Genomic DNA, 17,961 nt, shown 5'->3' with positions numbered 1-17,961 from the left:
AGTCAAAATTGGGCCGGAACGCGGTGGGGAGGACGTCCAGAGCCAAAGGGCGGTCTCTGAACTTGCTTTGAGCCTCACAGTACGAGTCTCAAAGTCACCATTTTCTGAGTAGAACACTCAGAAAATCCCACGGCTGAGCCCATTTTGTCTGCCTTTCCGGCTCACACTAGCCGTATCCTCGAACGAACTTTTCACTTCAAAGGTATCCATGAGACAGTTTTAGACTGTTTTCGTGGATGCCTTTTTATTTTCCTAAAGTCATCCACTACTATCACAGCGTACCCCCCCCACTGCCTCCGGCTACGTGCTGGCAATATTAGCTGAGGTCGAACTTGTGATTCACTTTTACTTTGTTTCTGAGCGTTACACAAAACACCTGCAAGAACGGCCGATATGACTGCTCTTGCGGGTGTTTTTTCGTTTTAAATTTTTATTCACGCCAAAACTAAACAACCACTTTGAACGACCACGGCTTAAATCCGTGTCAGCCACAGGATTGGTGAAAACGGGCCACGCTGGTGAACATCAGTGACCAGAGGCGGGTCAAAATGCCCAGCTGTGTCGGTGGGCTAGGCTGAGGTTCTTTCTCAGCCTAGCCCACGGGACAACCTTTGAGACCGCCCTTTGGCTCAAAGTTGAGGTGGAAGACCGCCCCTCAGGCTGGAACCGGCCCCATAGCAGGGCGTTTTGAACCCGCTGCCGGGAACGAACGTCACCATGTTCCGACCCAGCTTTCACTCGTCTAAGGCCGGACGACCAATGACCTAGTAAAACGCAAATCAACGGGTTAAATCCATGTCAGCCACAAGATTAGTGAAAATGGGCCACGCTGGTGGATATCAGTGACCAGAGGCGGGTCAAAATGCCCAGCTGTGTCGGTGGCCTTGGCTGAGGTTCTTTCTCAGCCTAGTCCACGGGACAACCTTTGCGACCGATTCCCAGACGCAAAGTTGAGGTGGAAGACCGCCCTTCAGGCTGGAACCGGCCCCATAGCAGGGCGTTTTGAACCCGCCGCCGAGAACGAACGTCACCGCGTTCCGGCCCAGTTTTCACCAGCCCGGAGGCGTGGACAACGGCTATTTAACCCTAGTCGTTGTCCACGATGACTTGGCCTAACTCGCGGCTGGCCATCACGTATTCGTGGGCTGTGCGGATATCCGCCAGCTTAAAGACCTTAGCAATTGGAATCGACAAGTGATTATCATTGATCAGTTTGAACATTTCCGTTACCATCGCAGGGTCAACTTCAGTGGAGTCGAAGACCGTCAAGAACTTGCCAGCCAGCATGAAGGGGTTGAAGTTTTCCACAATCCATTCACCAGACAACAGGCCGATAACCGTGACCACGCCACCCTGGTTCAGATGGCTGATAGAGTTCGCCAACGTGACCGTCCCGACCATGTCGATGATCCCATCAAATTGTTGGTCAGAATCCAGCTGGTTATTGGTGTCAAGAACGGCAAAGTCTGCGCCATTCTCCTTCAAAGCGGCCAACATTTCTGGCCGTCTGCTAGTAGCCGTGACCGTCAGCCCCAGGGTCTTCGCAAGTTGAACAGCTGCCAAACCAACGGCGGTCGTGCCTCCGCGCACTAATAACGTCTGACCGGCGTGAAGGGATAACGTCTTTAAAGCCCCGAAGGCCGTGTAGAAGTTTTCCGGATACTCGGCCAAGGTGACCCAATCCCCGTCAAAATCAACTGGGAACAGGTGAGCATCGTCGACGAGGGCGTATTCTTGATAGCTACCATCAACTTCGCGGCCCAGGCCACCCATCATGGTCACAACCTTCTGACCGACCTTAAACCCGCTGTTTTTAGCCGGAACGGCAATCTCACCGACGGCCTCTACCCCGATGACCCGTGGGAATTTAACCGACGGTGAGCCACCAGCTCGGGTCAGTGCTTCGTAGCGGTGCACGCCAAACGCATGGATCCGCATGACGGAGTGGTCCGCCGTAACTTCTGGAATTGGCCGTTCAACTAAATTCATGGCGGTAACGTCGCCGGGTTTATCAATAACAATTGCACGCATAATAAAAATCTCCATTCATTTTTGATTTGCTTAATCAATACGCTTAGTATAGAGTGTGACGTAACGTTACAGTCAAGAAATTAATTGGGGTGAATTCATGTTAACCATTCAAAAATTTGCAGAACTAGCTGGCACAACGCGGCGGACGCTCATTTTCTACGACCAAAAGGACCTGTTTCACCCGAAAAAGGTCGCGGAAAATGGCTACCGGTTCTATGATTACGACCAACTGTACACGGTCACGTTCATTTTAGGATTACGCCAACTCGGCCTCTCCATTTCAGAAATCAAGTCCCTGAACGCCAGCCATTCATCGGCGTCGCTAAACACGAACCTGAAGTCCGTGCTGGGCCAGATCAATCAGCAAATCGATAACCTGACGCTACTCAGGGATACCCTGACGACGCGCTTCGGTCAACCGGTACCCGCGGACACGCTCCCGCAAAATCGGCCATTCACGACCACGGAGACCGCCACGTTATTCTGCCGGTCCCGCCAGTCCGTTGCCTGCACGGAAAAGGAAATCGCCGAAATCTACGCCGATTTTTATCAGCAACTGGGCAAGCTCAAGCTGGTTAATCGCCAGGACTCAGGCTTTTTGACGCAGCTCCCCGGCAGCGATGCCAACGGTTACCCGACCGCCTCATTCTGTATTCTCAAGGCCGTGGCCGCCCGCACCAACACCCAGGACCTGCCACTCCTTAAGAAGCCCGCGGGACAATACGTCGGCATCGACACCACGAATGATACCAAGCACATCTGTCTGGCGTTGACCATCTTAGCTAACTACATTCAAAAAAATCAGCTAAAAATTGACGACCAGCTGTGGCAAATGAACCTGGACGAATCCTTCACCAGTAAGGGATCCTCTGACCTAGTGCGGCTACAGTATCAACTACTTTAGCCAGCCGGTCTATCTCTTAGAATAACAAAAACTGTGATTAGCCAGTCAGACGACTTGGACCACTCACAGTTTTTTTAGTCTAATAATTTCAAATTTACCTTAGTGCTTCCACTTACGCCGATGACTTTGCTGATACTGCCAAAAGATTAGGCCAGCTAATAATAAGATTGGCACTAAGACCGTGTACCCCGCCAGTAGCTTGCTAAAAGCCGCTACCAAAACGGCGCCCAAGGCAAAGCTCCCCATCACCGCCAAGCTATTCTTAGCGTGCTGTCGCGCATCACGGTCCCGAAAATGACTCGCCGCTAGTACCGTTGTCGCCATATCCCGTGGGTTTCTGCTAGGCAAAATCTCCCGGAACCCCTCGAGTTCCACGGCTGCGGCCAATGACAGCAAGGCCGTCGCCACCCAGTTAGGCACCACGTTGGTCGTTGCTAGAACTACGATCAGCACACCAAATTCCACCCATAAGGCCACCTGTTGGCTGTCCCACTGTCGCTTGGCCAGCAGGTGTTGCAGGCCTTGAATCAGACCAATCCCGATACCAAAGGCCAGTAACGCCGTTAAATAACGGCCCATCTCAGCTAGTTGGAGGTGGCCAAAGTTCAGCCCCAGCAGCAATAAATTCCCCGTTTGAAAGCCCGCAAAGACCGCCCCGTGTTCCAGGTAGGTATAGGCGTCTAACGCGCCGACAACAGCCGTTAAGCTGCTCCCCAATAACAGCTCCTCATGAGCTGGAAAACCAGTCTGTCTCAAAGTTGTCACCTCTCCGAAAAATTTCGTCTTTTCAGTATAGGTGAAATTGTTTAAGATTTTCCAAGGACGCTCAAAAGTCCCACTGACCCTAAGCGTTCAGGTCAAGTGGGACAAGGGATTTTCCAGCTAGTTAAATGTTTCTAAAGACGTCATGATCAACCGGATAAAGGCGTCGCGGTCAACATGTAACAGGACGTCGGTATTCTTCGGCTTACCCGTCAATTCATAGTAATCGCAAACCGTTTCGCCACGAACCAGTTCGCCCTGCGTTTCCACATCCACGTTCATCAATTCGCTCTCAAACATGTCGGGGTGCAGCAACCAAGCAATCGTGCAGGGATCATGGAGTGGCGCGCCCTTGAACCCCCATTTAGGATTCTCGTGGTACAGCTCAAAGAAGTTCAGGAGCCCGTAAAAGGCCTGGGCCACGGGATTAGCAATCTTGCCAACGGCTTCGATTTCCGGTTTGAGGATCTGGGCCTGATGAGTCACATTCAGTGGCGCCATCGTCAGTGGAATCCCAGCATTCAAAACGATTTTGGCCGCCTCGGGGTCCACGTAAATGTTGAATTCGACCGATGGCGTCCAGTTGCCCAGACCCATGGCGCCGCCCATGAAGACGATGCGGTCGATTTTAGCCTTCAACTCTGGGTAGACGCGCAGGAACAGCGCCATATTGGTCATCGGCCCGGTCACCACCATCGTGACGGGCGTGGTACTTGCCCGCAAGGTCTTGGCCATCAGTTCAATCGCGGTCATGTCCTGCACCGCAAAATCGGGATCTGGCAGCTCAGCCCCGTCCAGCCCACTCTTGCCGTGAACGTTACCGGCCGTTTCCAGCGGCTTTAACAGCGGTGTCCGATTGCCACCAGCCACCGGGATCTCTTGGTGGTGCATCAGCGTTAACAGCCGCATCGCGTTGTTTAACGTCTTCTCCGGCGTCTGGTTGCCGGCGGACGTGGTCACGGCCAACAGGTCGATCTCAGGGTTGGCAATCGCCAACATCATGGCCAGCGCATCGTCGTGACCGGGGTCGCAGTCTAAAATAATCTTCGTCATATGTAAAACTCCCATCCTCATCATTACCCTCATTCTAAACGAAAATGGTAGCGCTTTCTACAGATGACAAAAAAATTCTCGCCATTGCCTACGCAATCGACGAGAATCCACATACTTCTAATTGGGCTAGCTGGGTTCGAACCAGCGCATGACAGGATCAAAACCTGTTGCCTTACCACTTGGCTATAGCCCAAGAATTAAGTCATCACTGACCCAACAGAAATAAATTTTATCATTAAGTAGGGGGGTAGCGCAACCCCTTTTTTGAATTTTTTGTCGGATGAATAGTTGCGTCCTTACCAGTAAACCGCTAACATTACCGTAGACACTATGTTTGGTCGGCCCAGTTGGTCGCAAAAAAGACGACTTCTTCTAAAATAGATTAGCACCTACTGCTAGTTCTATTTGTGCATTGTTTTACAATAAGTTGTCGCTACAGGCTACCAACTAGCCACCACCAAGCCACTATTTCTATTCTTAATATTAATAATCAATTATTAATTACAAGAGGTGAACGTATTTGACAGGAAAAGTCACCATTAAGGATGTGGCCAAAGCGGCCGGCGTTTCCGAAGCCACCGTTTCTCGGGCACTGAGCCACAATCCCCGCGTCAAGCGCGATACGCGCCAAAAGGTTCAGAACATCGCTAGCAATTTAGGCTATCATCCTAACGGTCTGGCCCGCAGCATTCGGGTCCAGCAAACGCACACATTAGGTGTTATCATCCCCGATATCTTAAACCCCTTCTTCACCCACCTAAGCCGCGCAATCGAAGACGCGGCTTCCCGGTCCGGCTATGACGTGGTGCTGGTCAACACCGACGAAAGCCTCGCCAAAGAAGCCAGTGCCCTGAACCTCCTCCTGGAGAAGCAGGTCGATGGAATTATCATTACCAGTGCCGGTGGTCCCACCGACTACGCCGCCATTCTTGGCAGTACCCCCGCCGTCTTCGTCGACCGAATGCCGCCTAACGTCCAGGATACCCCATACGACCGGGTGTTGGTCGACAACGTTCAGGGCACCCAAGCCATCGTGACCCGGCTGATTCAACAAGGCGCCCAACGCGTGGGTATTATTAATAGCGCGGTCTCCTTCACGGCTAGCGAACGGTTGACCGGTTATCAAAGGGCCCTCACCGCGGCCGGTCAAGAACCCGATGCCGCCATTGAGGCTACCGCCCGCGAAGATAATAGTAATGTGCAACAGATGACCCGCCAATTATTAATTAATCAAAAATGTGACGGCTTATTCGTTGGCGACAACACCATCATGGAAGAGGTGCTCCGTAAGCTTCCGGACCTGAATCTGCCCCACCTCCAATTGGGGGGGTTCGATGACCAGGACTGGTTCGACTTTCTGCCACAGCCCATCGTCACGGCCAAGCAACCCATCGCCGAACTGGGACAGACGGCTATCGACCGGCTCCTCGCCAAGATTGAGGACCCCGACCTCTTACCCAAAGAGATTCGACTGTCCGCAACCACCATTTCACGCTAGGTGAATCCCCAGAAACTGGCTGGCAAAGTAGGCGGCCTGGGTCTCATTGAGCCGACAGCCATGCAGGTCAAATTCGGTTGCCCGCAGCGTGTCGAACTGACAGGTGCTCAGGTCCACCTTGTTCAGACTGGTGTCCGAGAAATCCGCTTCGTTGAGGTCACAATCCACCAGCTGGACCTTTTTCAGGGTGCTATCCAGACAGTTCAGCTCAGTCAGCTTGCTGTGTTGGCAGACGACATCCGTTAATTTTGCTTCATTAAAATTTGTCAGAGAGAGGTCACAGTCGGTAAAGGTGACCTCTTTTAGCATGCTCCGGTCAAGGGTCGTGCCCACCAGCTTGCAGTTCTGAAACGCAGTCCGAAAGAAGCTAGCACCCGCTAAATCACAATTTACCAGCGTACAATTTTTCAGGACCACATCGGTCAGCTCTAGGCGACTAATGGTATCCGCCATTAGCGTCATCCCCGTCAACGTGGCCTGATCGAACATCACCCGTTCAAAATTTTGGTCGGTAATGGTCTCCTGTTGTAGCTTCACCTGGGCGAGTAAATTATCCTCCACACGAGTCACAGCCATGAAGCTCTGCGGTCCGAGGGTTGCTGGGATTTTAGGATTGGTCATGTTGGTCAGCTCCTAGTTGATTTTTCTCTAGTATACCGAATTCCGGGTGTCAAAAATAGTTTCCATGAAAAAAGCGGATCACCCTGACTGGGGTCATCCGCTTTTGCTGATTATTCGTGAACCTTAGCGGCCCTTTGCTGACGCGCCGGGCCGGGAATTTTCGCAAGTTTGATGAGGTGCTCTGAGTTGGTCCACGAATAGTTTCAGCGAGCATTGCTAACTGTTTGATGCACTCTGCCAGGAGATGATCTGGTGCTAGGGACTTGCTCTGGTCCGTTCCATCTGAGACCTGGCAGGCGAATCAGTCTTACCAAGACAGGGGGCTTGCCGGGAGCCAAAGGCGGTCTCCCAGTTGTTTCTCCTTGCCATGACGGCTAAACCGATTCCACTACCAACTAATTCTGCATTAATTTATTTCTTAGACTGATTGATTTTGAAAGTGACTTGGTGGGGCGTCGGTACATTGGACTGGCTCTGCACTTGTCTATCCGGAAACTGGCGGCCTCTGAAACGTGCTACGAGAGCCAGACGCCTGCGCTTAACCCAGCTAAGAAGTCCAGTTTGTTTAGGGCTTGGATTAGCCTTTTTAAGCTATGTTGCGTTAGTGCGCTTGACTGGCTCTACACTTGCCTATCCGGAAACTGGCGGCCTCTGAAACGTGCTACATAAGGCAGGTCCCTGCGCTTAGAAAGCTAAAGGCCTCCTGCCCGGCGCTGCCGAACAGAAGCCCTTTAGCTCCCTAATGCTCAGGACCTAATCGCCTTATTCCGCACTCTACTTCAAGATCTCACAAAATTCAATCGTCTCGTGGTTAGGTCCCAAAATGTTAAAGAACCGAATCCCCTTGTCCCAGAAGGATGGGATGGATTGGACTTCGTCGTTGACCATGTCTAAGCCCTGTTCCTTGGCGGCGGCAAAAGCCTTGTCGACGTCGGTGGTGTTCAGGGAAATATGGTTGATGGCGCCAGCTTCTGGGTTGGTTGGGTCGCCTTCCCACGTTTCAATCGTCAGGTTGCCGAACCGCATGAAAGCACACCGGTTTTCCCCATTTGGAAATAACCCGGCCCGTTCGAAGCCTAATGATTCGTAGAAAGCCATCGTCTTGTCTAAATCTGCCGTGGGAATCCCCACGTGTTGAATTCCAGTAATAAAATCTTGAACTGCCATTTTTAATTAGCTCCTATTCAATCTTTTGTCCGACGTCAACGGCCTGGTGTTTCAGCTTAGGGAAGATCACCTTATCAGCGACCCCGGTAATCCCACCCTGTGCCAAGAAGGCAAAGATGGTTCCCAGACCAAAGTTGGTAAACTGCCGCGTGATGATCAATGCCACGATGGCCATCAAGGTAGGCGGAATGTAGGAAGCCCACATCGCCTTTGCAGCATTCCCCTTGAAGTAGCGGAACCGCAAAATCTGCATCAAATCATCGGCGGGATGTAACACTAAATTGACCCGTTGGTAAATGGAAATCGCAACGGCAATAAACGCCACCCCTAAGAAGTTCAGGGCGATGTACAACACAATCATCCCCGTGCTCCGGGCATCAGGAAGCCCCGCGAACAGCGCTGGATATTTGCCGTCAAAGAAGTCCTCAAACACTTGAATCAACGCTGAGAATGGCACCATGAAGATCATGTTCCCGGCAATCCGTTTCCAATCCCAATGATGAATTAGGATGGCATTCAACACAGCCGTTAAGAAGCCCATGATGAGAAATGCCCAGAATAGATTCCAGTGAAAAGCCGTTCCCAAGTTGGCTTCGGCTGCGGACCAATAGGCCGCCCCCAAGAAGGACGGGTGAATCTTGGCGCTCGTGACCAACGTTAACACGTTACCAGCCGAGTTGATGACCAGCGACAGTGCAAAGAAGGCGATGGCCTTGGACATGGAAATCGTCCGCTGGCTACTTACCGTCACGTCGGCACCCGTATTCAAATCGCTTGCTTCTTCTACTTTCACAATAATCCCTTACCTTTACTAGTCACTAACTTTAACGACAGCCTTGCTGACACCAGCAACCTTACCGTTCAAGACGTCTTCAACTTGTTCCAAGCTAACTTCGTGGCTGATCAATGATTCAACGTCCAATTGGCCGCTGGATAACAGTGCGATCCCGTCTTCGAAGGCGTATGGGTTGATGAAGGCCCCTTGGATCTTCAGTTGCTTTTGGTAAACTTCGTAAGTGTTCATCGAGAAGGTTTGGTTAGGCTTACCCACACCAAACATCAGGACTTGCGCACCCTTTTTAGTTGCTTCAACAGCTTGTTCCTGCGTTTGTGGTAACCCAACGGCTTCGATAACCACGTCGTAGTCAGCGGGAATGCTGTCACGCGTCGTGTTGAAGGTGTTGGTCACGCCAAATTTTTCCTTGTTGAAGGCTAACTTTTCGTCAACGATCCCAGCAAAGTCGACTTGGTGAACGCCGTAAGCTTGTAATAATTGCACGAATAATTGCCCCATGAAACCATCGCCGATAACCAATGCCTTTTGGTATGGCTTAACGTCTAATAAAGTCATCCCGTGAACGGCACATGAAATGGGTTCAGTCGTGGCAGCGGCCTTTAAGGACACGTTGTCAGGAATTGGGTAAACGACGGATGAAGGTGCCGTGAAGGATTCTTCCAAACCACCATCGCGGGTAACCCCAACGGCGGACAAGTTGTCACAGAGTTCTGGACGGTCAGTCCGGCAGTATTCACATTGGCCACAGTAGATGTTAGGGTCAACAGTGACGCGGTCGCCAACCTTAACGTTGGTGACGTCACTACCGATAGCGGCAACGATCCCGGAGTTTTCGTGACCTAACACGATTGGGGGAACGGCGTCGGCTGAACCTGGAAGGCCAGCGTACAGTGCGCGGTCGGTCCCACAGATACCTGCGTAGGCAGTGTTAACTAAGACTTCGTTGGGCTTAACTTCTGGCTTTGGTAAATCTTGGATCTCCATCTTTTTGGTTCCAGTTAAAACTAAGGCTTTCATAAATAATTTCTCCCTCTCTTATGTGTATTACTTGTTGTACTCGTTGAGTGCTAACGCAAAATCGCCGAGCGTGGCTGAACCATTGTCTTTGACGACGGGCATCACGATGTAATCCGTGAGCTTGCCGACTTCAACGTAGTCATTCAATAACTTAGCAAATTCGTTGCGAACCTTATCCAGGAAGGCTTCACTGACAACCCCGCCACCAAAGACAATCTTGTCAGGACGCATCATCAACGTGACCTGCAAAGCTGCTTGCGCAACGTAGTAAGCCATGATGTCCCAAACGTGGTCAGTCAACGGCACGTCCTTACCGGGTTTCCCCAGCCGCGCGTCGAACGTTGGCCCGCTGACCAAGCCTTCCAAGCAATCGCCATGGAATGGGCAGATACCGGTGAAATTCAAATCGTCGGGGTGGCGCTTCAGCCGAACGTGACCCATTTCTGGGTGGCCTAAGCTCCCCACAAAGTTCCCATTGATAATGGCGCCGGCACCCACACCAGTCCCAATCGTGAAGTAAACCAACGAGTTCACGTTCTCATTGAAGAGCGTGGACATCACGTATTCGCCGTAAGCGGAGCCGTTGACGTCGGTCGTCCAGTACATGGGCACATCCAAGTCCCGCTTGAGCCGGCCGATAAAATCGGTGTTGGCCCAGCCAGGCTTGGGCGTGTTGGTGATGTAACCATACTTAGGTGAATTGTGACGCAGTTCAATCGGGCCAAATGATGAAATGGCAATGGCCTTCAAATCAGGAAACTGCTTAAAGTAAGCGATGGTTTTGCTTAAGGTTTCTTCCGGGGTGGTGGTTGGGATCCGCACCTTGTCTTTCGTTTGGTAATCCTCGTTACCGATTGCACAAACAAACTTGGTTCCCCCTGCTTCAATACTTCCGAGTTGCATATTTGCTACCTCCATATTATCGCCGGGGGCCGTGACCCGCGGCACCGTATTAACTAAGTTATGATGACTGATACAGTCATTTTTAAATCGTTTTCAGTATAGCAACCACATCGACCAATTTTAAGGCTTTTTCACAACTAAAATTTTCAGAAAATCCGAAGAAATCACGGTCTGACGGAAATACAATCGATTTCATTTTTCGTGAAATTTGTCACTTATGCACAAAATATCGGTGAATTGCTCGTTTTCTGGAGGCGCTTACATTTTATTTCATGCCTAAAAGTCCCTGACTTTTAGGGTCAGGGACTGGGGGACGCTTCGGTTAGACTGATTTGCTTTTCTTCTATAGAGACTGCCACGTAGCTAGTTCTGCTTAACAACCCTAAGCAAATAACCCAAGACCGGGGTTTACCTTGAATCGACTTTGGTTAAACCCGTTGGCCTGGTTCTTCGCGGACATATCCCGGTCCTGGCGACCGCCGAAACGTGCTCCGTAAGCCAGGCCCCTGCGCTTAGACAGGAAAGGACTCCTGCTTGGCTTTGCCAAACAGAAGCCCTTTCCTCCCTAATGCTCAGAACCTAAACGGCTTACTCCGCACTCTTTCTTTCCTGGTAAGCCCGACTATAAGCATCCACCCCACGCATCGCTTGGGCGACGTCGTCTGGCGTTACTTCAAACGGCATGCGGCTCATGGTGTCTGCTGGAGCCGTTGCTTGTTCGCCGACCTTAAGTAAATCTGCATCGGTGGCGTCTGGAATTTTGAGGTCTGCTAAGGTCGTTGGGAGACCCAAGGACAGATCAAAGTCCAGGTAACGGTCGAATTCTTCTTCACTCCGGCCTTCCAAGAAGAGCTGGGTCAAGGTGCCGTACGCAACCTTTTCCCCGTGGGTCAGGTCGTGGATGGGGCCATCTAAGGCGGTCAATCCGTCATGAATGGCGTGCGCAGCGGACAACCCACCGCTTTCAAAACCGACCCCACTCATCAAGGTGTTGGCTTCTACAATCTTGTTCAGAGCGCTGGTGACGGCATGTTGCTTCACAGCAGCTAATGCCAAACGGCCGTACTTGAACAGCGTGTCTTCACATTTTTGGGCAATCGCGTTACCGACCAAGGTCTGCTTAGCACCCAACATGGTGTCGTTGTCACCCTTGGCAACCGCCTGGGCTTCAACGTTAGTCGCTAACGCATCAGCGATCCCAGAAGCTAACAGGCGGGCAGGTGCGCCGGCAACCAAACGCGTATCGATCAAGACCAGGTCGGGGTTCTTGTCATAGAACCGGTAAGCCTTGAAGGAACCATCTTCGTTGTAAATAACGGACAACCGTGAGCAAGGTGCATCGGTTGAGGCCAGTGAAGGTAAGATAGCCACTGGCACTTTGAGGTTGTCAGCGATGGCCTTGGCTGAATCCAAGGTCTTCCCGCCACCTAAACCAATGATAACATCGGCGCCGAATTCAGATGCGATTCCGGTAATCCGGTCGATTTCTTCCGGTGAAGCTTCACCATGGAAAATAACCTTGTGAACGTCAAATTTATTATCACTTAAGTAGTCTTTGAACTGGTCACCCACAATTTTGTAAACTGCGGTATCGGCCATCAAGATTGGCTTGCGGCCTAATTTTTCTAAGTACTGAACACTGTCGAACAAAACATCCTTGCCCTGAACGTACGAAGCGGGACTCCCAAACATTTGTGTCATCAAAAATCGCTCCTAACTGTATTCATTCTAATGCCAAGTCACTATCCCAAATAAAAAAACGGAATCGTGACCAACTATGTGTGATTATCTTCACAACACCTATAGTATACAAATGGAAACGCTTCATTGCAATAGTTTCGTTAGAAATAGTTTTATATTTCGTAAGAAACGTTCAATTTTTCTTTTAACACGTCACAGTCTCTAAGTAGTTGACCCCCGTCAGCCATCCGTGCTAAACTGGCGCTATCGAATCAGCTTGGTGTCCGCAACAATCTGCTGGTGATATAAACCAAAGATGCAATGTTGCTCGCGAGTTAAACCCGTGTCAGCCGCAGGGTTGGTGAAAATGCGTTAACACGGTCAGTCTCAGTGACCAGAGGCGGGCCAAGGTGCCCAGCTGTGTCGGTGATCTTAGCTGAGTGATTTTCTCTGCTTAGATCACGGGACGACCTTTGAGACCGCTCTTTGGCTCAAAGTCGAGGTGGAAGCCCGCTTCACAGGCTGGAACCGACCCCATAGCAGGGCACCTTGAGCCCGCCGCCGGGAACGAACGTCACCGCGTTGTGCCGCATTTTTTTGCCGACCCGGAGGCGCGGACAACAATCTGTTTAACCACGCCAAGCAAAACTGAATACTTTTGTTCTCTAGGGTTCCGCCAATCCGTTGGGTCTGGTCCGAGAGAGAACCTGTGGTGACTACCGCAGACACGGAAGGGAAAAAGCCTGGGAGATCTTGTCAAAACTGACAAGGTTTCTCAGGCTTTTTCTGTAGAAGGAGGACTTATTTATGTGGAAACATTGGTTAACCGTCGTTTTAGGCGCAATTTTTGAGGTCAGTTGGGTCGTCGGGTTCAAACACGCCACGACCCCCTGGGAATGGCTAGTTACCGGCATTGCCGTCTATCTGAGTTTTTATTTCTTGATTCGGGCCAGCCGGCACATCCCTGCTGGTACCGCCTACGCGGTCTTTGTCGGTCTGGGCACGCTGGGGACCACCAGCGTCGGCATCTTGGCGTTTGGTGAACCCGTTAGCCTGGCCAAAGTTGGCCTGATTATTCTTTTGTTAATCGGTATCGGTGGCTTACAAGTCACGACGAAAGGAGCGAAATAATTATGGCTTGGCTCTATTTAATCTGCGCGGGACTCAGTGAAATGCTAGGTGTCACCTTCATGAACTGGGCCTTACATGCCAAAAGATGGGGGCTGTGGGCGCTCATGATTCTAGCGTTCACCCTCAGTTTTGGTGGCCTCGAATTGGCCCTAAAGACCCTGCCGATGGGCACCGCCTATGCCGTGTGGACCGGTATCGGGGCGGCCGGTGGCGTGATCACCGGGATGCTATTCTTCCACGAATCCAAGGACTGGCGCAAGCTTCTTTGGGTGACGGTTATTTTGGCCGCCACCATGGGCTTGAAATTAATCAGCTAACGGCAACACCAGGTTATACCAGGTCTCTCCGGCGTGGGCTGAGGCCGACACGCCCTCATTCACGTAGCCGTTGCGTTCATAGAAAGGAACCAACCGCGCCAAACAGGTCAGCGTAATCGCTTGCCGGTTCTGGTGACGGGCCACTTGGGCTAAGGCCGTCAGCAACTGACTGCCGAGGCCCTCTTTTTGATGCGCTGGACTAACGGCTAGACTCAGGACCGTCTGGTAAGCATCAGTGGTATTGTTAGGCGTTGATTTGTCAAAGAGTTCATCGGTCAAATAGCGCTGATCAAAGGCCGGACCAACCACGTAGCCGAGGACTTCTGGGCCCTCTCTGGCAACCAAAAAAGTGTCAGCAATCAGCCGAATGCGTTCGGCCATGCTGGCTTCGGTCGCTGCCTCGGCCGGTGAAAAGCCGGCGTTTTCAATGGGCATAATTTGCGATAGGTCTTGCGGTTGTGCAGGGGTGATGGTCAGTGTCATGGGTATTTTCCTCCAGAAGTTTAATTACTCCCAGTATACCGCTCTTCTCCCAATTAATTACGGTACCCCGTCACGTGCGTGGTCTGCTTGAACTTCTCACCGGAATACTGGTAGAAGAAGTGTTTTCCCGAGACAAAGTGAATTTGCTTCCCCGTTTTCTTCAGGGCAAACCGGACATTTCGGGCTTTGACCCATCCTTGATGTTCCATATGGCCTTTGAAATAGTAAACGCCATGGGCTTTATGGTACTTCACCTTTTTTACCAGCTGGATAGGATTATTCGACTCCCCCAGTGAAAATGTCTTGCCATCCAGCTCAATGACTGGTGGAAACCCGGAGGCTGAATTTTGTCTGGGCGCCGTTGATTGGTACAGTCCCCGGAGCGCTTTCGGCGTCCCCTTATGCCAGGTTGCTGCCTGTACGGTGGTAGCCATCCCGACGTTCCCGACAAAAAGGGCGACGAGGCCCACTAAAATCAATCGTCTAACTTGTTGCCATCTTTTTTTCATTTCTTCAATTCCCCTGTCTGCTAGTTTTTGGCGAAGCTGTTGGCTCTTAACTCCTCCCATTCTAAAGAACTGAAAAGGCGTTTGCAAAGCATTACCCTCAATAATGTTTACAATAAATCCGCAATGAATTGGTTATAAAATAAAATAAAAGTCAGCTTTAACTTCTGCTGACTTTCTAATAACACTCAAAATGTCCGAACAATCCGGGTCACCACGATTCGGCCCCCCAGTAAAACCTCACCCAACCGTTCTCCCGTGGCTGGCGTGCTCCAATACCTTGCCGCAGCCGCTAGTTTCGTGGTGATGGCCGTACCATCCGTGGCTGGCAACAGCGTCGCATCCCCCGCGAAGGTTGGTCCGTCGGTCGTGACCTGCACCAGCTGCAGCACCTGGCGCCCCTCCTTTTCAAAGAGGTCGCGCCAGGTCAACGCCTGCTTGTAGCTACTAGCGACAAATAAACAGCGGAGTCGTGACGGATACGCCGGGTGATCACGCAAGCGGACCAGTTCCAACAGGCTTTCCCGTAGCGCGTGAGCCTGCCGATCACGGTCCCGCCGTAACTGGGTGGTCTGAGCCGATGTTAGCGCCAGCCGCGGCGTCTTCAAGAGTTGGTCCAAAGGCAGCTGTTCGCCATGGTCCAGGAAAAATTTAGCCTGCCAATTGGTCTGGCCCTGCGAAAAATCAAAGACTTGGCGTTCATGGACAGCTTGACGTGTGACTAAATGGTAAAAGACTGACATGCTGGCTCACCTCCGTGGTTAGAATACCTTGATTATACCCGTTTCGGCGGCCAACACCTCCCCGCAACTCCCCGTTATTTCCAACACTTGGCAAACAAAAAACAGGTCGGATTTCTCCGCACCTGCCTTCAAAAAACTATTTAGCGAGCTTAGCGCCCTTGTTAGCGTAGTACATGGAACCGATATTCCCAGACACGCTGAGCTTACCGTTCTTGTAAACTAACTTGGTAACGGAAACGTTCTTCAATGGCGTTCCCTTGTACTTCTTGGTCATGGTTGAGAGGTATTCGTTGATGGACATCCCAGAACTAACGACCAGCACGTTTCCACCGCCACGCTTCTTGGTGTTCTTGGCGATCGTTAACATTTCCTTGGCCATCCGCTTTTCAACTTGCTTGGAACTTTCGGCACGGTCAGACTTAACCAATTTAGTCTTCTGACTGTTCTTTTTGTCCAGTTTGAAGTAAGCGTCTTGGAGTTTCGTCCAGTAGTTCTTACCTTGCTTAGCCATCATTTCGTCACCGTTCTTGAAGCCGTAAACGCCGGCAATCAAGGCGTTGTCAGTCGCGATACTGTCGCCTTCAAAGCTACCGTAGCCACCTTCACGCAGGTACTTAGAAACGTTGACTTTGACCTTCTTGTTGCCGGAGTAATTCAGAACGTGCTTAGCGGTAACTTGTTGCCGCGTCAGGTTCCCAGCGTAGGCAGCCTTGAAAGTCTTGCCCTTCAAGCCACGGCCGAGGTCGTTAGCCACCTTGGTCCCGTTCTTGGTCAGTGGAAAGTCGCTCCAACCTTGAACCCGGCCCATGACGTTCCCAGTTGTTTCCCCATGACGGGTCAAGTAGATGGTAACGGGCTTCGTGGTCGTCTTCTTCTTAGCTTGGGCGGTTGTGGTGCCACCAACCATAGCAACGGCCCCTACCGTAACTGCTAAGACGCCGAGAACTTGCTTACCGAACTTCATCATAAATCTCCTCCGTATATGTAAAGATTGTTAAACGCCATCCCCGAAACAGCCGGCTTAGCTAATGCTAATTAGCCATTTTGGCAAGCGCTTACATGTCTCATTTTAGCATAAACCAATGATTAAGACAACGAATATTTTTTATTTATTATTTTATATCAAACGACTAATTGGTTCGTTAGACGTTATACACAATTTGAATATTCTAACGATAATCACTTCCCCTCGTTGCCAGTGGTATACTTTGATTATTGCGAGGAGGAACTACATATGAAAAAATTCAAGCTAGCTTTACTGCTACTACTAGCAACGCTAACGCTAACCGTTCTGGCACCCACGACGGCCAGTGCAGCTCGCCAAGCGCCAACAATTCCCAGCGCACTGCGGGGAACCTGGTATCTTTGGAATAAGAAAAATCATCAGCGACTGAAGATCAATCGCCACAGCTTTCGATTGTCCACCTACCGCCATGGGAAATACAAAACGGTCGTAGCGGTCAACGGTCATAAGTGGCTCTCGAAATCAACTAGCTACTTAACATTTTCCGCACCTAGCAGTAAGCACGGCTTCTGGTATCTCGGCCAAAACTCCGGTGGGGCCAATCTGTATCTGAAACGGACCACTCACAAGCACCACGCTGCGATTGCCCGGCAGATTTCCGTCATTGATGATGACGTGAAAACTTCCGCCCACACCGTTTACTACACCCACAAGAAATAGAGGACTTTATCGATGAAAAAAATTAGTACGCTACTCACTGTGCTATTGGCCGCCCTCACCATTGGCGCAACCCTGCCAACGACAACCGCCTCGGCTGCCAAACACGTCACCACGCCTAAGTCCGTTCGCGGTACTTGGGTGGCTAAGTCTAAGCATTTTAAATTGCGGTTAAAGATGACTAAACACACGCTGACCGTGACTAAATATAAGAAGAATGGTCACATTGATAAAGCCAGTTCCTACACGGCTTACGGCAACAAAAAGGTCCGCGGTCTTATCGGTCTAAGTGTCTCAAGCCACAAAAGTCCCAAGGGTTATTGGATTGTCGGCTTAAATCAAAGTAATGACAGCTACATGATTAAAAAGGTTAAACACAATGGTAAAGCGGCTCTACGTAACTACTACTGTACCTTTAACCCTAAACATCCCAAAGAACACAAGATTCGCTATTACTATCGCTTAAATAACTAGTATGCAAAAGTGGTCCGCAACAATTAATTTTGTTGTGAACCACTTTTTTGATTTGCTGTTTACTTTTGTCTGACTTGAAAAATAGTTTGTGTCTGGACTGGCCATTCATTTCAATCTGCCTTAGGTCGCTTGTCTGGTTCTTCGTGGAACAATCCTGGTCCTGGCGGCCTCCGAAACGTGCTACGCGAGCCAGG

The 17,961-nt window shown here is 50.8% G+C and carries 19 protein-coding genes, 1 tRNA gene and 1 riboswitch; of the genes, 6 read left to right on the top strand and 14 right to left on the bottom strand.

Going from position 1 to position 17,961, the window contains the following annotated elements; genetic code table 11:
• Positions 1-1,086: 1,086 nt before the first annotated feature.
• The gene (locus EKM84_RS04800) at positions 1,087-2,031 is read right to left on the bottom strand and encodes a zinc-binding dehydrogenase (protein WP_125764225.1); all 945 of its coding nucleotides are present in this window, start codon (positions 2,029-2,031) and stop codon (positions 1,087-1,089) included.
• A gap of 97 nt (positions 2,032-2,128) precedes the next feature.
• Between EKM84_RS04800 and EKM84_RS04795 the strand changes: the two genes are divergently transcribed.
• Complete coding sequence (locus EKM84_RS04795; protein WP_125764223.1) at positions 2,129-2,935, top strand: MerR family transcriptional regulator; 807 nt, start codon at positions 2,129-2,131, stop codon at positions 2,933-2,935.
• A gap of 99 nt (positions 2,936-3,034) precedes the next feature.
• Here EKM84_RS04795 and EKM84_RS04790 read toward each other — a convergent pair whose 3' ends face one another.
• The 3 genes from EKM84_RS04790 to EKM84_RS04780 all read right to left on the bottom strand — a co-directional run bounded on the left by EKM84_RS04790 (position 3,035) and on the right by EKM84_RS04780 (position 4,943).
• Positions 3,035-3,700, bottom strand: a complete 666-nt coding sequence (locus tag EKM84_RS04790; protein ID WP_225418141.1) for a DUF1275 family protein — start codon at positions 3,698-3,700, stop codon at positions 3,035-3,037.
• A gap of 117 nt (positions 3,701-3,817) precedes the next feature.
• Positions 3,818-4,750: a pyrimidine-specific ribonucleoside hydrolase RihA gene (gene rihA / locus EKM84_RS04785; protein WP_125764218.1), complete on the bottom strand. Its 933-nt coding sequence runs from the start codon at positions 4,748-4,750 to the stop codon at positions 3,818-3,820.
• A 121-nt stretch (positions 4,751-4,871) separates the two neighbouring features.
• Positions 4,872-4,943: transfer RNA gene (locus EKM84_RS04780), tRNA-Gln, on the bottom strand.
• Between the two features lie 327 nt (positions 4,944-5,270).
• On the opposite strand from EKM84_RS04780, the gene EKM84_RS04775 reads away from it, so the two are divergent.
• On the top strand, positions 5,271-6,248 hold the full coding sequence (locus tag EKM84_RS04775) for a LacI family DNA-binding transcriptional regulator (protein WP_125764216.1): 978 nt from the start codon (positions 5,271-5,273) through the stop codon (positions 6,246-6,248).
• Here EKM84_RS04775 and EKM84_RS04770 read toward each other — a convergent pair.
• The 6 genes from EKM84_RS04770 to EKM84_RS04745 all read right to left on the bottom strand — a co-directional run bounded on the left by EKM84_RS04770 (position 6,240) and on the right by EKM84_RS04745 (position 12,453).
• Positions 6,240-6,869 (bottom strand): pentapeptide repeat-containing protein, encoded by a 630-nt coding sequence (locus EKM84_RS04770; RefSeq protein WP_125764214.1) that lies wholly within the window; start codon positions 6,867-6,869, stop codon positions 6,240-6,242. The two genes, EKM84_RS04775 and EKM84_RS04770, sit on opposite strands and share 9 nt — an antisense overlap.
• Before the next feature lie 774 nt (positions 6,870-7,643).
• Positions 7,644-8,036 carry a VOC family protein gene (locus EKM84_RS04765; RefSeq protein WP_125764212.1) on the bottom strand — a complete coding sequence of 131 codons (393 nt, stop codon included), beginning with the start codon at positions 8,034-8,036 and terminating at the stop codon, positions 7,644-7,646.
• Positions 8,037-8,049: 13 nt separating this feature from the next.
• The gene (locus tag EKM84_RS04760) at positions 8,050-8,757 is read right to left on the bottom strand and encodes a fructose permease (protein WP_225418150.1); all 708 of its coding nucleotides are present in this window, start codon (positions 8,755-8,757) and stop codon (positions 8,050-8,052) included.
• 90 nt (positions 8,758-8,847) lie between these two features.
• The gene (locus EKM84_RS04755; protein ID WP_125764208.1) at positions 8,848-9,849 is read right to left on the bottom strand and encodes a zinc-dependent alcohol dehydrogenase family protein; all 1,002 of its coding nucleotides are present in this window, start codon (positions 9,847-9,849) and stop codon (positions 8,848-8,850) included.
• 27 nt (positions 9,850-9,876) lie between these two features.
• Positions 9,877-10,752 carry a fructokinase ScrK gene (gene scrK / locus EKM84_RS04750; RefSeq protein WP_125764206.1) on the bottom strand — a complete coding sequence of 292 codons (876 nt, stop codon included), beginning with the start codon at positions 10,750-10,752 and terminating at the stop codon, positions 9,877-9,879.
• 588 nt (positions 10,753-11,340) lie between these two features.
• Positions 11,341-12,453 (bottom strand): glycerol dehydrogenase, encoded by a 1,113-nt coding sequence (locus tag EKM84_RS04745; RefSeq protein ID WP_125764203.1) that lies wholly within the window; start codon positions 12,451-12,453, stop codon positions 11,341-11,343.
• A 633-nt stretch (positions 12,454-13,086) separates the two neighbouring features.
• Positions 13,087-13,184: riboswitch (guanidine-I (ykkC/yxkD leader) on the top strand.
• Positions 13,185-13,239: 55 nt separating this feature from the next.
• Here EKM84_RS04745 and EKM84_RS04740 point away from each other — a divergent pair.
• Both EKM84_RS04740 and EKM84_RS04735 read left to right on the top strand, forming a co-directional pair.
• Positions 13,240-13,563, top strand: a complete 324-nt coding sequence (locus EKM84_RS04740) for a DMT family transporter (protein WP_125764201.1) — start codon at positions 13,240-13,242, stop codon at positions 13,561-13,563.
• A 2-nt stretch (positions 13,564-13,565) separates the two neighbouring features.
• Positions 13,566-13,880, top strand: coding sequence for a DMT family transporter (locus EKM84_RS04735; protein ID WP_125764199.1), 315 nt, complete (start codon positions 13,566-13,568; stop codon positions 13,878-13,880).
• Here the strand turns inward: EKM84_RS04735 and EKM84_RS04730 are convergent.
• The 4 genes from EKM84_RS04730 to EKM84_RS04715 form a co-directional block, all read right to left on the bottom strand.
• Positions 13,869-14,363: a GNAT family N-acetyltransferase gene (locus tag EKM84_RS04730; protein ID WP_125764197.1), complete on the bottom strand. Its 495-nt coding sequence runs from the start codon at positions 14,361-14,363 to the stop codon at positions 13,869-13,871. The genes EKM84_RS04735 and EKM84_RS04730 overlap by 12 nt on opposite strands.
• Before the next feature lie 53 nt (positions 14,364-14,416).
• Positions 14,417-14,872, bottom strand: coding sequence for a hypothetical protein (locus tag EKM84_RS04725; RefSeq protein ID WP_125764195.1), 456 nt, complete (start codon positions 14,870-14,872; stop codon positions 14,417-14,419).
• 185 nt (positions 14,873-15,057) lie between these two features.
• Positions 15,058-15,612: a DUF2441 domain-containing protein gene (locus EKM84_RS04720; RefSeq protein WP_125764193.1), complete on the bottom strand. Its 555-nt coding sequence runs from the start codon at positions 15,610-15,612 to the stop codon at positions 15,058-15,060.
• Positions 15,613-15,748: 136 nt separating this feature from the next.
• The gene (locus EKM84_RS04715) at positions 15,749-16,579 is read right to left on the bottom strand and encodes a histidine phosphatase family protein (RefSeq protein ID WP_225418140.1); all 831 of its coding nucleotides are present in this window, start codon (positions 16,577-16,579) and stop codon (positions 15,749-15,751) included.
• A gap of 267 nt (positions 16,580-16,846) precedes the next feature.
• On the opposite strand from EKM84_RS04715, the gene EKM84_RS04710 reads away from it, so the two are divergent.
• The gene (locus EKM84_RS04710; RefSeq protein ID WP_125764190.1) at positions 16,847-17,296 is read left to right on the top strand and encodes a hypothetical protein; all 450 of its coding nucleotides are present in this window, start codon (positions 16,847-16,849) and stop codon (positions 17,294-17,296) included.
• A 12-nt stretch (positions 17,297-17,308) separates the two neighbouring features.
• Positions 17,309-17,767 (top strand): hypothetical protein, encoded by a 459-nt coding sequence (locus EKM84_RS04705; protein ID WP_125764188.1) that lies wholly within the window; start codon positions 17,309-17,311, stop codon positions 17,765-17,767.
• The last annotated feature ends 194 nt before the right edge of the window (positions 17,768-17,961 follow it).

Origin of the sequence: Levilactobacillus mulengensis (genome assembly GCF_003946045.1) — a bacterium.
GTDB lineage: Bacteria > Bacillota > Bacilli > Lactobacillales > Lactobacillaceae > Levilactobacillus > Levilactobacillus mulengensis.
This window is presented reverse-complemented; position numbering and strand designations above follow the sequence as displayed.